Source organism: Sulfitobacter sediminilitoris (assembly GCF_010667575.1).
Taxonomy (GTDB): Bacteria; Pseudomonadota; Alphaproteobacteria; order Rhodobacterales; family Rhodobacteraceae; genus Sulfitobacter; species Sulfitobacter sediminilitoris.
In genome coordinates, this window is record NZ_JAABNT010000006.1 from 1 (window position 1) to 11283 (window position 11283).

An 11283-nucleotide genomic window follows, 5' to 3' on the forward strand; every position below is an offset into this window, starting at 1 on the left:
TGGCGGGAAGGCGAAGAACGGTATGACCTCCTGCCATGCGCGCCGCCAGCTTGGGGCGATTGAGGGGTATTTCTGGCCCCATTCCGCCTCGAAATCAGCCAGTGCCTTCTCGGCCTCGACATCATCCATGGCCTGATAAACCCGCTTCAGATCTTTGGCGACATTCTTGCGGTCTTTCCAACCACAGAAGTTCAGGGAATGGCGCACAAGGTGCACCATGCAGGTCTGGACGGTCGTATCAGGGAAGGCTGCATTGATGGCATCAGGCAAGCCCTTGAGGCCGTCAACCACAGCGATGAGGATGTCCTCAACTCCGCGATTGCGCAGGTTGTTCATCACAGAGAGCCAGAATTTGGCCCCTTCGTTGTTGGCAACCCATAGCCCCAGAACCTCACGTTCGCCCTCAGGAGTGACCCCCAGGGCCACATAAACGGCCTTGTTTTTGACCTGACGGCTTTCGCGTCGCGGATTTTGACCCGAAGCGCATCAAGAAAAACGATCGGATACATCGGTTCCAAGGCGCGGTTTTGCCAGTCCGACACCTCCTCCAGAACGGCATCCGTGACACGGCTGATAAGATCGGCTGACACCTTCAGGCCGTAGACCTCCTCAAGGTGGGCCCGGATGTCGCGGGTCGATAATCCGGCTGCATAGAGGCCAATGATCTTGTCATCCATGCCGTCAATGCGGGTCTGTCCCTTCTTGATCAGCTCAGGCTCAAAACTGCCCTCACGGTCGCGGGGGACATCAATCGGCAGCGCCCCATCATTGCCCTTCAGCGTCTTGCGCGACGTGCCATTGCGACGGTTACTCTGCTGGCTCGCGGGTTGGGTGTCCGACTCATAGCCGAGATGTTCGGTCAGTTCCGCGCCCAACATCCGCTCCATCAGGCGAACCTTGAGCTCCTTCATCAAGCCCTGATCGCCCAGCAAATCATCCGCGTTCTTAACGCCGTTAAGCAGCTCGTCTAAAAGTTCCTTGGAAATCGTCATTGTCGTCATGCTCCTTCGTTGGTGAAGCATCGGCCAAATTACTCATACACAGAAGATCGGACACTCTCGCTCACCCCCCTACAAAACAAAGTCTCTCCTGCAAGATCTCACCCAAAGCACGTCCACAGGCTCACCCCACCTGTTCTTACTTCAAACGCTTGCACGGTCGGCGTTCCGCAATACAAATCAAACGCAAACTGGGCTTCACCTGCGCCAAGCGTCGCAAAACACCCGAATCCGCTTGACCTTTAGGGCTGCACTCTGTTGAACCACCCTAGTTTTCTACAGACATTCAGGTGGCGGTCCCTATGGACGAACAGAACAAAAATCTAATACTTGCGACAGCACTCAGCTTTGTTGTGATCCTGGTTTGGTTTGTCCTGTTTCCCCCTCCAGAAACAGAAGCCCCATTGGATGGAACGCTCCAGACCAGTACCGGTGATCCCGCTGATGCAACAGTGCCAGCCGCGCCAGCAACGGGCGCCGCACCGGCTGCAATTGGCACCGAAACACAGACTGCTGCCGCAAGCCTTGAAAATGCCCCTCGTGTGCAGATTGAAACACCTCGCCTTACCGGGTCCATCTCTCTTGTTGGTGGCCGCATCGATGATCTGAAACTCAAGGATTACCGCACCACGGTGGATGATGGCGCGCCCATCGTAACCATGTTGTCGCCCCAAGACACGGTTGACGCATACTACGCTTTGCAAGGCTGGGCAGCAGGCAGCGGCATTGACGCAGATGCCGTACCCGGTCCCGACACGAATTGGACGCTTGCCTCGGGCGAAACGCTTGGCGTGGACAGTCCCATCACCCTGACTTGGGACAATGGTACAGGCCAAGTCTTTGGCCGCACAATCTCGGTCGACAAGGACTATATGTTCTCGCTCACGCAAACGGTCACGAACGAGGGCGAAGCCCCTGTGACGCTTGCGCCTTACGGTATGATCGTCCAGCACACGCAGCCCGATGATCTTGAAAATTTCTTCATCCTTCACGAAGGCGCGGTTGCCATCGCAGATGGCGAACTGGCCGAAACCGATTGGGACGATATCGCAGAGGCTGAAGTGAATGCAGCCTGGGGGCGTCAGGCGATTGTTCAGACAGGTGTAACCGAAGGCTGGATCGGCTTCACCGACCATTTCTGGCAGGCCATCCTGATCCCGAGTGCCGGGCAAACCTTCGATCAAGCCCTGACTTATGATGCGCGCACCGACATCTACCGCGCCGTCACGCGCCTGCCCACGCAGACCGTTGCCGCCGGCGCATCAACGGAGGTGACAACGCAACTTTTCGCAGGGGCGAAAGAGTGGGCCATCCTGCGCGAGTACGAATCCGCCGGTGTCGCGAAATTCATCGACAGCATTGACTGGGGCTGGTTCTTTTTCCTGACCAAGCCAATTTTCTGGCTGCTGCACGAACTGAACAAGCTGATCGGCAACATGGGCTGGGCGATCATCGGCCTGACCCTGATCATCAAGGCCGTACTTTTCCCGCTCGCGTACAAGTCCTACGTCTCTATGGCCAAGATGAAAGAGCTTCAGCCGCAGATGGAAAAGCTGAAAGAGGCGGCTGGCGATGACCGCCAGAAGATGCAGCAGGGCATGATGGAACTTTACAAGAAGGAAAAGGTGAACCCCGCCGCAGGTTGTTTGCCGATCCTTCTGCAGATCCCGATATTCTTCTCGCTCTACAAGGTGATCTTTGTCACCATCGAACTGCGCCATGCACCGTGGTTCGGCGTGTTTCAGGATCTTTCGGCCCCTGACCCCACCTCGATCTTCAACTTCTACGGTCTCCTGCCCTGGGACGCACCGGAGCCCGCCAGCTTCATGGCGCTGATCTTTATCGGTATTCTTCCCCTTCTGCTGGGTATCTCCATGTGGCTGCAGCAAAAGCTGAACCCGGCACCCACCGACCCCACGCAGCAGATGATCTTTGCGTGGATGCCATGGGTGTTTATGTTCATGCTTGGCGGTTTTGCCTCCGGGCTCGTGGTATACTGGATTGCAAACAACACAATCACCTTCACCCAACAGTATCTGATCATGCGCAGCCAAGGCTACAAACCTGACCTGTTGGGCAACATCAAATCGAGCTTCAAACGGAAATCGAAAGAGACCGCGACAGACAGCAAAGCACCTGCGAAAAAGGGCGGGAAGTAATGCAGGTCACCGCGCTCTATCGGCATCCGATCAAGAGCCACGGGCGCGAATGTCTTGACGCTGTCACGCTGGTGACAGGGCAGACCATTCCCTGGGACCGAACGTGGGCCGTGACGCATGAGGCCAGCAAAGCAGATGCGGCAGAGACCGCGTGGGTCGCATGCCACAATTTCATGATCGGGACACGGACCCCTGCATTGGCCGGTATTTGGGCCAAGTTGGATGAGGTTGAGCGTCGCGTGACATTGACCCATCAGGACCTGGAAGAGCTGACTTTCTGCCCCGATGATCCAGAAGACGTGGCAGAATTCCTCAACTGGGTCGCACCACTGTGTCCGGAAAATCGCGCGTGCCCGACTGGCATCGTAACGGCAGGTACGCGCGGCATGACTGACTCGGACTATCCGTCGGTGTCACTTATGAACGTCGCTTCGCATCGCGCGATCGAGCAGGCAATTTCAGGCCCATTGGAGCTGGAGCGCTGGCGCGGCAATATCTGGATTGATGGCGCCGCCGAGTGGGAAGAATTCGGCTGGCTGGGACGCGATATCCAGATCGGAGAGGCGACCCTGCGCCTTCGCGAACCGATTGAGCGCTGCGCGCATACATCCGCGAACCCGCGCACGGGACAGCGTGACGCGGACACGCTGGGTACGCTTGAAAGCGACTTTGGCCATCAGGACTTTGGCATCTATGCCGAAGTCGTCAACGGTGGGGAAATCCGTATAGGCGACAAGGCAGTGCTGCAATGACGACCCTTCCATTTCCCATCGCCGAAGAGCCTGATCCGCAAGCCCTCGAACAGGGACGTCTTCTTTTTGCGGGCGAGACTGAATTTGTAAAAGGCGTCGTTGCCATGTCAGGTCTGCCCGACCCTGACCGTATGGAAGTCTGCTTTGCCGGACGCTCGAACGTTGGCAAATCCAGTCTGATCAATGCACTGACCGGAATGAAGGCTTTGGCGCGCGCGTCAAACACACCCGGCCGGACACAAGAGATCAACTTTTTCACCGCAGGTGAAAGCCACTACCTCGTGGACCTCCCCGGCTATGGCTATGCCAATGCGCCCGTGGCTGTTGTTGAAAAGTGGCAGCGCCTTCTGAAAAAATACCTCAGTGGTCGTCAGACTCTGCGCCGCGCCTTTGTTTTGATTGACGCGCGACACGGCGTCAAAAAGGTGGACGATGAAATTCTGAGTCTGCTCGACAGCGCAGCGGTTACCTTTCAGGTGGTCCTGACCAAGGCCGATAAGGTCAAGGAAAAGGAACGCGCCAGAATCCTGGATCAAGTGCGTGCCGCCCTTTCCAAACATCCGGCCGCCTACCCGGAGATTGTCGTGACCTCTTCAGAAAAGGGCTGGGGCATCCCCACACTTCGTGCCATCATCGCGACGCTCGAATAACAAACCGAAGCCATGAGAAAACAAGACATGAACCGCGATTGGATCGCCACCGCGCAGACCCTGTCACAGGCGCTGCCGTACCTGCAACGCTATGCAGACGCTACTGTCGTTATCAAGTTGGGCGGGCACGCCATGGGCAGTGACGAGGCGATGGAGGAATTCGCCCGTGACGTCGCACTGATGCGGCAGGTCGGGGTGAACCCTGTGGTCGTCCATGGCGGCGGACCGATGATCAACGACATGTTGAAACGGCTCGATATCAAATCCGAGTTTGTGAACGGCAAGCGAGTGACTGATGCGGCGACCATGGAAGTGGTCGAAATGGTGTTAAGCGGCTTGGTCAACGCACGCATCGTTCAGGCAATCAGCGAACAGGGCGGACGCGCCGTGGGCCTGTCGGGCAAGGACAGCAAGCTGATCATGTGCGAGACCGAAGACCCGGCTTTGGGTCTGGTGGGCAAGCCCGTCAAAGTCGATCCACGTGTGCTGCGCGATTTTGCTGAAAAGGGTATCATCCCGGTGATCGCACCGCTTGGCATGGGAACCCAGGGAGAGACGTTCAATATCAACGGGGACACCGCCGCTGGCGCCATCGCGGCGGCTTTGCAGGCGGACCGTCTTTTGCTTTTGACCGATGTGGCAGGCGTCAAGAATGCCGATGGTGACGTACTCACCGAACTGACGGCCACCCAGATCAATGACATGATTTCCGATGGTACCATCGCAGGGGGCATGATCCCCAAGGTACAGACGGCGCTGGATGCGCTATCCGGCGGCGTGCGCGCTGCTGTCATCCTTGACGGCCGCGCACCCAACGCATGTCTGCTTGAGCTTTTCACCGAACATGGTGCAGGCAGCATCATCCGGCGCGGATGACCTACGAAGGGTTAGAGATGGCCGTGAAGGCACGCCATCTGACCCTGCTCGGTGGATTTCACCCGACTCAACAGGATGATGTGCCGCAAGGCTGCCGCACCCTGCTGATGCTTGGCCCGGATGAACCGCATTTTTGGCCTGCCTTCATGCAAAGCCCCGAATGGCTGGACGGCGATGATGACCCGATGGACCGATGCTCGACCCGTGTGATCGGTGAATGGGCGGGAGAACTGGGCGCAGAGGCACTTTATCCCTTCGGTGGTCCGCCGTTCAAACCCTGCTACAGCTGGGCACTGCGCACCGGGCGCATTCACAGCTCTCCCGTGCAGTTGCTGGTCCATGACACCGCCGGCCTGTTCGTATCTTTTCGAGGCGCACTGGCCGTCCGGGAAGAGATCGTGCTGCCCCATGCACCATCCAGTCCCTGCATCCACTGCACCAGCAAACCTTGCACCACCGGGTGTTTATCATCAGCTTTGACCGTCGAAGGCTATGACGTGCCGATGTGCAAGGATTTCCTTGGCACGCCAGCAGGGACCGAAAACATGACACTAGGCTGCAACGTGCGCCGCGTATGCCCGGTTTCACAGTGCTTTGGCCGCATGCCCGCGCAATCCGCCTATCACATGCGCCAGTTCAAAGGAGCCTGATATGAAACGTCTGATCCTTATGCGTCATGCGAAATCCGACTGGTCCGGGGGCGGCAATGACCATAACCGGCCCCTCAATCCGCGAGGCCGCAAAGCGGCGGCGGCGCTTGGTGACTGGCTGCGGGCTCACGACCTGCTGCCGGATCAGGTGCTCAGTTCATCGTCCATGCGTACACATGAGACTTTCGTGCGTCTGGATTTGCCACAAGACATCGATGTGATCTTCACTCGCGCCCTGTACTTGGCAACGCACGACGAAATCCTGAAGGCGATGCGCAATGCATCAGGGGACACGATCCTGACGCTTGGGCACAATCCCGGATCAGGTATTGCGGCATCTCAGATCTTGGCGTCCCCCCCAGATCACCCTCAGTTCCAACAGTATCCAACCGGTGCGACGCTGGTGGCCGATTTCGACATCGACGACTGGAAAGATGCGGACTGGGGAAAAGCAATCGCGCGACACTTTGTAGTGCCGCGCGACTTGTGATGTGAAAGGTGCTGTAAGTCAGCACCTTTTGTCAGGTGAATGTCTTGATCACCCGAATTCTCAGTGGCCCAAAATCTGGCTGAGGAACAACTGCGTCCGAGGCGACTGTGGGTTATTAAAGAACTCTTCAGGCTCGTTCTGCTCAACGATCTGACCTTCATCCATAAAGATGACCCGGTTTGCCACCTGCCGGGCAAAGCCCATCTCGTGGGTCACACAAAGCATGGTCATGCCTTCTTCGGCGAGCTCGATCATCGTATCCAGAACCTCTTTGATCATCTCGGGGTCCAGCGCCGATGTCGGCTCGTCGAACAACATGATGCGCGGCTTCATGCACAGCGACCGAGCAATCGCCACACGCTGTTGCTGGCCACCGGACAGCTGACCAGGATACTTGTGCGCCTGATCCGGAATCTTCACCTTTTCAAGGTAGTGCATCGCTACTTCTTCGGCTTCTTTCTTGGGCGTTTTGCGCACCCAGATCGGAGCCAACGTCAGATTCTCAAGAATGCTCAGATGCGGGAACAGGTTGAAGTGCTGAAAGCACATGCCTACCTCGGACCGGATCCTGTCGATGTTCTTGAGATCCGAGGACAGCAGCGTGCCATCCACTTCGATTGAGCCTTTCTGATGCTCTTCCAGAGCGTTGATGCAGCGAATGAGCGTTGATTTACCGGACCCCGAAGGCCCGCAGATCACGATCCGCTCACCGCGATAGACCGTCAGGTCAATGTCGCGCAGCACGTGGAAAGACCCGTACCACTTGTTCATGCTCTGAATAGAGATCGCGACTTCGTCGGATACTTTCATCTGTGCAGTATCGGCCATGTTTCTAGCCCTTTCTTAACGATGATCTGTCGCAAGGCGGCGTTCCAGCCACTGCGAGTATTGTGAGATGCTGTAGCAAACGACGAAGAACACGACGCAAGCAAAGAGGAAGAGTTCCCAATAGAGACCGTTCCATTCGGTAGAGGCGAGGATCGGCCCGCGGATCATGCCGATGATATCGAACATCGAGATGACCGAAACCAGCGTAGTATCCTTGAACAGACCCACCGCCACGTTCACGATCCCCGGAATGGAAATCTTGAGCGCCTGCGGCAGGATGATCAGGCGCATCGCCTGAGCGTAATCAAGGCCCAATGAATCCGCCGCCTCGTACTGACCCTTTGGCAAGGCAGCCAGGCCACCGCGGATCACCTCGGCGATATAGGCCGCCGAGAACATGGTGATCATGATAACCACGCGCAGGAACAGGTCCACAGTTGCCTCAGGCGGGAAGAAATACGCCAGCATCACGCTTGCCACGAACAGCAGTGTGATCAGCGGCACGCCGCGAATGAATTCGATGAAGATCACGCAAATCCATTTGATCAGCGGCATCGAAGACTGCCGCCCCAACGCCAGTGCGATGCCCAAAGGTACAGAGAGCGACACACAGGTCACACCCAGCATCATGTTCAGCATGTACCCGCCCAGATCACGGGACGGGACAGCAGGCAAAAACGTTTCCTCTGGTGCAAGCGAAGGCAAGATGGAGCTGGAGATGGCCCAAACAACAATCGCTGCCGCCACGCCGCCAAAGAAACCGAAGGCAAAGCTGCGGGTCACGAAGCGCGAGTAAACAAGATAACCAACAACAAACCCCAAAAGCGCAAAGATCGGTGTCCAGATGGTCCCGCCCCAGATCAGCCAGTAGGCGACAAAAGGGAACAGCCCGGTGATCACCAACATCTTGCGCGGCAAGTCAAAGAACAGCACCGGCGCAAGTGCCGCGAACATCAGCAGAAACGCCAGAGTGGGGCGCCAGTATTCCTCGGAAGGATACTTGAAGCCAAAGATCAACTGGGGCCAGCGTTCCGTCAGAACAGCAAAGCAAGCGCCCTTCGTTCCATCCAAAATCTCCCGACACTCAGACAGACTGCTGGCATTCCAGACGCCATTTAGAATCCAGGGGACGGTTGCGGACAGTATCAGGTAGATAAAAAAGATCGCCGCCAGTGTCAGGATCCCGTTGGGGATCGTCGCGAACAGGTTGTCGCGCATCCACTTGACCGGGCCCGCCGCATTAGACGGTGCCGGTGATGGCGGGATCGCTGTTTCGCGAACAAAGGAGACGGTTTGTGCGTGTGTATCGGACATATCAGCGCTCCTTCAGCTTCATGGCGTTGTTGTAGACGTTCATGAACGCAGAGATCAGCAAGCTGATCACGAGGTAGAACAACATCAGCAAAAGGACGCATTCAATCGCGCGACCTGTCTGGTTCAACGTGATGCCGCCCAGCGTCGCCGTGATGTCCGCATAGCCGACTGCAATCGCAAGGGACGAGTTCTTGGTGATGTTGAGATACTGCGAAATCAGCGGTGGGATGATCACGCGCAGCGCCTGCGGCAGAACCACCAGGCTCATCACGCGGTTGGGACGCAGGCCAAGGGCGGATGCCGCTTCGGTCTGTCCCTTGGACACCGCCTGAATACCCGCACGTACGTTCTCGGCAATGAAAGCACCCGTGTAAATCGACAGCGCGAACCACAGCGCAATTAGCGGACCACCGACCTTGATACCACCGCCAAAGTTGAACCCCTTGAGTTCTGGGATCTCCCACTTAAGGCCCAAAATGAACAAAAGTGCTAAGATCGGTACAAACCAAATTGCAAGGTTTGTCCAAAGCGTCTTTGGACGGACACCCGTAGCAGCCTGCGTGGCGTTGGCCCGTGCGGTGACCATTCGCGTGGCGAACAGCGATCCCAACAAAGTTGCGATCACCAGCAACCAATTGATCACGCTGCCATCTGCGCCACCGATCCCGCGGGCAAAGTACGGCCCCGGAATATAAACACCACGATTGGTGAAGGCGAACAGATCAAGCAGCATCGTCGAGGCTGGATCGTCGCCCCTGAATGCGCGCGGGCTGGGCATCACCGCTGTCATGATGGTAAAGATAATGATGATCCAGATCAGCACCGGGATGTTACGGAAGATCTCGACGTAAAAGGCCATCAGCTTGCGCACAAGCCAGTTGTTTGACAGCCGTAATACGCCAGCAAGAACACCGAAGACAGTCGCCGTGATGCAGGCCAAAAAGGCCACCAGCAATGTGTTGAGGATACCGACAACCGCCGCCCTGATATTTGAGGACTGACTGTTGTAGTCGATCAATGTCTGGTTGATATCATACCCCGCCGGAGAGGTCAGAAACTCGAACGAAATGTTCAGGTCTTGCGCCCTCAGGTTGGCCAGCAGATTGGAGATGATGTATCCGATTGAGACGGCCAGTAGAATTGCAGCGATGGCTTGTAAGGTCAGTGACCGATAGCGCGTATCGTTCAACAGCATGGATAGCCGGAACGAGCCCCCTTGAGGGTCGGTGGTTGTTGACATCAAATTGTTCCCCGTTGCCCAGCCGTTGATTTTTATCAGCGCCTTGTGACGCCCGTGCCAGGTGAATTCGTTGGTCGTCTTATGCGCAGGGGGCGCGGAGTGATCCGCGCCCCCTGGCCTTTTGGTTCTTAGCGGAACGGTGGGCTGTAAAGCAGGCCGCCGTCTGTCCACTGTGCGTTCAGGCCGCGGGCCAGACCGATGGGTGTCTCTTCGCCGATGTTAGTGGCAAAGATTTCACCGTAGTTGCCCTGTGTTTCGATTGCGCGCTTGGCCCAATCAGCGTCCAGGCCCAGCATCTCACCAAGGGTACCTTCGGTACCGAGCAAACGCGCAACTTCGGGGTTATTCGTGGAAGACGCCATCTCGGCCACGTTGGCAGAGGACACGCCCAGCTCTTCGGCTGTGATCAGCGCGTTCAGAGTCCAGCGAACGACATCGCCCCACTCGTTATCGCCGTGACGGACCAGCGGGCCCAGAGGCTCTTTGGACACGATCTCGGGCAGCAGTACGTGGTCGCCTGGGTTCTCGAAAGTTGCACGTGTCGCCGCCAGACCGGAAGCGTCCGTGGTGTAAACGTCACATGCGCCAGCAAGATACTGCTGCTGCGCTTCGGCGTTTGTTTCGATTGGCACAGGCTCGTAGTTGATGTTGTTGGAACGGAAGAAGTCCGCAAGGTTCAGCTCGGTTGTTGTACCGGTCTGAATGCAGACGGTCGCGCCATCAAGATCTTTCGCGGAGGAGACGCCAAGGTTCTTTGGAACCATGAAGCCCTGACCGTCGTAGTAGTTCACGCCAACAAAGTCGAACTTAAGGTCGACATCGCGGGAGAATGTCCATGTGGTGTTACGCGCCAGCATGTCGATCTCGCCGGAAGCGAGCGCTGTGAAGCGTGTCTTACCGGTCGTTGGAACAAACTCGACGGCTGTTGCGTCGCCCAGCACCGCTGCGGCAACCGCACGGCATACTGAAACGTCAAAGCCTTTCCACTCACCATTTGCGTCGGGTGCAGCAAAGCCAACCAGACCGGTTGTCACACCGCAGTTCAGCTTGCCACGTGCCTTTACGTCGTCCAGCGTGCCAGCCGCCGCAGCGCCTGCAGCCAGACCGGCGACTGTCAGTGCGCCGAAAAGTACAGATTTTTTCATTGTTACCTCTTCCTGATAATCCGCCACATTTTTTGGGCGGTTGAACCGGCACCAATTAGCACCGGAGGCGATACCTTCCGAGTGTCCTCGGTCAGTGGCCGATAGTTTGGGCGGATTCCTGTTTGAAGGTCAAGGGTAGCTTGCTCAAAAAACCCGCATTAACAGGGTCAGTTCCTCACGA

Annotated in this window: 10 protein-coding genes and 1 pseudogene; 6 read left to right on the top strand and 5 right to left on the bottom strand. The window is 57.0% G+C overall.

Going from position 1 to position 11283, the window contains the following annotated elements; translation table 11 throughout:
• A pseudogene (locus tag GV827_RS10965) lies at positions 1-992 on the bottom strand (IS256 family transposase); the annotation flags it as partial.
• A 308-nt stretch (positions 993-1300) separates the two neighbouring features.
• Here GV827_RS10965 and yidC point away from each other — a divergent pair.
• Genes yidC through GV827_RS10995 form a run of 6 tightly spaced genes read left to right on the top strand, consistent with a single transcriptional unit; the run spans position 1301 to position 6575 of the window.
• Positions 1301-3157, top strand: coding sequence for a membrane protein insertase YidC (gene yidC, locus GV827_RS10970; RefSeq protein ID WP_164353858.1), 1857 nt, complete (start codon positions 1301-1303; stop codon positions 3155-3157).
• On the top strand, positions 3157-3909 hold the full coding sequence (locus tag GV827_RS10975; protein ID WP_164353859.1) for an MOSC domain-containing protein: 753 nt from the start codon (positions 3157-3159) through the stop codon (positions 3907-3909). Before yidC ends, GV827_RS10975 begins: the two co-directional genes overlap by 1 nt.
• A complete protein-coding gene (yihA, locus tag GV827_RS10980; protein ID WP_164353860.1) occupies positions 3906-4559 on the top strand; it encodes a ribosome biogenesis GTP-binding protein YihA/YsxC in 654 nt (217 codons plus the stop codon). Before GV827_RS10975 ends, yihA begins: the two co-directional genes overlap by 4 nt.
• 12 nt (positions 4560-4571) lie before the next feature.
• Complete coding sequence (gene argB, locus GV827_RS10985) at positions 4572-5435, top strand: acetylglutamate kinase (protein ID WP_204325843.1); 864 nt, start codon at positions 4572-4574, stop codon at positions 5433-5435.
• Complete coding sequence (locus GV827_RS10990) at positions 5432-6085, top strand: ferredoxin (protein WP_164353862.1); 654 nt, start codon at positions 5432-5434, stop codon at positions 6083-6085. The genes argB and GV827_RS10990 overlap by 4 nt, the downstream gene beginning before the upstream one ends.
• Before the next feature lies 1 nt (position 6086).
• Positions 6087-6575: a SixA phosphatase family protein gene (locus GV827_RS10995; RefSeq protein WP_164353863.1), complete on the top strand. Its 489-nt coding sequence runs from the start codon at positions 6087-6089 to the stop codon at positions 6573-6575.
• A gap of 60 nt (positions 6576-6635) precedes the next feature.
• Here GV827_RS10995 and GV827_RS11000 read toward each other — a convergent pair whose 3' ends face one another.
• From GV827_RS11000 to GV827_RS11015, 4 genes are all read right to left on the bottom strand, one after another.
• The gene (locus GV827_RS11000; protein ID WP_164353864.1) at positions 6636-7403 is read right to left on the bottom strand and encodes an amino acid ABC transporter ATP-binding protein; all 768 of its coding nucleotides are present in this window, start codon (positions 7401-7403) and stop codon (positions 6636-6638) included.
• A gap of 15 nt (positions 7404-7418) precedes the next feature.
• A complete protein-coding gene (locus GV827_RS11005; RefSeq protein WP_164353865.1) occupies positions 7419-8717 on the bottom strand; it encodes an amino acid ABC transporter permease in 1299 nt (432 codons plus the stop codon).
• A 1-nt stretch (position 8718) separates the two neighbouring features.
• Positions 8719-9957 (bottom strand): amino acid ABC transporter permease, encoded by a 1239-nt coding sequence (locus GV827_RS11010; protein WP_164353866.1) that lies wholly within the window; start codon positions 9955-9957, stop codon positions 8719-8721.
• Between the two features lie 128 nt (positions 9958-10085).
• Positions 10086-11102: an amino acid ABC transporter substrate-binding protein gene (locus GV827_RS11015; RefSeq protein WP_164353867.1), complete on the bottom strand. Its 1017-nt coding sequence runs from the start codon at positions 11100-11102 to the stop codon at positions 10086-10088.
• Positions 11103-11283 lie beyond the last annotated feature (181 nt).

What these genes read in the sequence shown, in the direction of transcription:
- yidC (WP_164353858.1), top strand. Translation starts at nt 1,301, where the DNA reads ATGGACGAACAGAACAAAAATCTAATACTTGCGACAGCACTCAGCTTT.
- GV827_RS10975 (WP_164353859.1), top strand. Translation starts at nt 3,157, where the DNA reads ATGCAGGTCACCGCGCTCTATCGGCATCCGATCAAGAGCCACGGGCGC.
- yihA (WP_164353860.1), top strand. Translation starts at nt 3,906, where the DNA reads ATGACGACCCTTCCATTTCCCATCGCCGAAGAGCCTGATCCGCAAGCC.
- argB (WP_204325843.1), top strand. Translation starts at nt 4,572, where the DNA reads ATGAGAAAACAAGACATGAACCGCGATTGGATCGCCACCGCGCAGACC.
- GV827_RS10990 (WP_164353862.1), top strand. Translation starts at nt 5,432, where the DNA reads ATGACCTACGAAGGGTTAGAGATGGCCGTGAAGGCACGCCATCTGACC.
- GV827_RS10995 (WP_164353863.1), top strand. Translation starts at nt 6,087, where the DNA reads ATGAAACGTCTGATCCTTATGCGTCATGCGAAATCCGACTGGTCCGGG.
- GV827_RS11000 (WP_164353864.1), bottom strand. Translation starts at nt 7,403, where the DNA reads ATGGCCGATACTGCACAGATGAAAGTATCCGACGAAGTCGCGATCTCT.
- GV827_RS11005 (WP_164353865.1), bottom strand. Translation starts at nt 8,717, where the DNA reads ATGTCCGATACACACGCACAAACCGTCTCCTTTGTTCGCGAAACAGCG.
- GV827_RS11010 (WP_164353866.1), bottom strand. Translation starts at nt 9,957, where the DNA reads ATGTCAACAACCACCGACCCTCAAGGGGGCTCGTTCCGGCTATCCATG.
- GV827_RS11015 (WP_164353867.1), bottom strand. Translation starts at nt 11,102, where the DNA reads ATGAAAAAATCTGTACTTTTCGGCGCACTGACAGTCGCCGGTCTGGCT.